The following is a 1,357-nucleotide window of genomic DNA, read 5'->3' on the forward strand; positions in this document are numbered from 1 at the left end:
GGACGCGGCCACCGTGTGATCCTTCGAGTCAACCTTCCACAGAATCCTCGAACGGAGTCATCACGATGACCGCTCCTCATATTGTCGACCCTCACGGCCTGCTCGGTGAAGCCCTGGCCGAAGCCTCCCCGGATCTGATGCGCACGATGCTGCAAAGGATCATCAACGAGCTGCTGTCCGCGGACGCTGACGCGGTCGCCGGCGCGGAATACGGTCGACCCAGCCCCGAGCGGGTCGCTCAGCGCAACGGCTACGCCACCGCGACCTCGACACCCGCGTCGGCACGATCGACGTCGCCGTCCCCAAGCTCCGCACCGGCACCTACTTCCCCGACTGGCTGCTCGAGCGCCGCAAACGCGCCGAATCCGCCCTGATCACCGTGGTCGCCGACTGCTACCTCGCCGGCGTCTCCACCCGCCGAATGGACAAACTCGTCAAGACCCTCGGCATCAACAGCCTCTCGAAGTCCCAGGTCAGCCGCATGGCGGCCGATCTGGACGAGCACGTCGAGCAGTTCCGCCACCGCCCCCTGGACGAGGCCGGGCCGTTCACGTTCGTCTCCGCCGACGCACTGACGATGAAGGTCCGCGAGGGCGGACGAGTCATCAATGCCGTCGTCCTGCTCGCCACCGGCGTCAACGGCGACGGCCACCGCGAAGTCCTCGGCATCCGGGTCGCGACCAGCGAGACCGGCGCGGCCTGGAACAGCTTCTTCGCCGACCTGGTCGCCCGCGGCCTGGGCGGAGTCCGCCTGGTCACCTCCGACGCGCATGCGGGGCTGGTCGAGGCGATCGCCGCTCACCTGCCCGGAGCGTCCTGGCAGCGCTGCCGCACCCACTACGCCGCGAATCTGATGAGCATCTGCCCCAAGGGCATGTGGCCAGCCGTGAAAGCGATGCTGCACAGCGTCTATGACCAGCCCGACGCCGCGGCCGTGAATGCGCAGTTCGAGCGTCTGCTGGACTACGTCGGTGAGAAGCTCCCGGCCGTGGCCGAGCACCTCGATGCCGCCCGCGCAGACGTCCTCGCGTTCACCGCGTTTCCGAAGGATGTGTGGGTCCAGATCTGGTCGAACAACCCCACCGAGCGTCTGAACCGCGAGATCCGCCGCCGCACCGACTCGGTGGGCATCTTCCCCTCCCGCGAGGCGATCGTCCGCCTCGTCGGCGCGGTCCTGGCCGAGCAGACCGATGAATGGGCCGAAGGACGCCGCTACCTCGGCCTCGACGTCCTGGCCCGTTGCCGCCTCACCCTCACCACCAATCCCGTGAACGAGGTGAGCACCGATGCACTTCCCGCGCTGACAGCCTGATCCCTATCGCCGAAGGATCGCTACACCACTTCCGGGGACTTGACC

The 1,357-nt window shown here is 67.8% G+C and carries 1 pseudogene; it reads left to right on the forward strand.

Annotation, left to right across the window (positions count from 1 at the left end):
• The first annotated feature begins 65 nt into the window (after positions 1-65).
• Positions 66-1,312 (forward strand): annotated as a pseudogene (locus FM110_RS06330) (IS256 family transposase).
• Positions 1,313-1,357 lie beyond the last annotated feature (45 nt).

The sequence above is a fragment of the Brachybacterium nesterenkovii genome (assembly GCF_900163655.1).
Taxonomy (GTDB): Bacteria; Actinomycetota; Actinomycetes; order Actinomycetales; family Dermabacteraceae; genus Brachybacterium; species Brachybacterium nesterenkovii.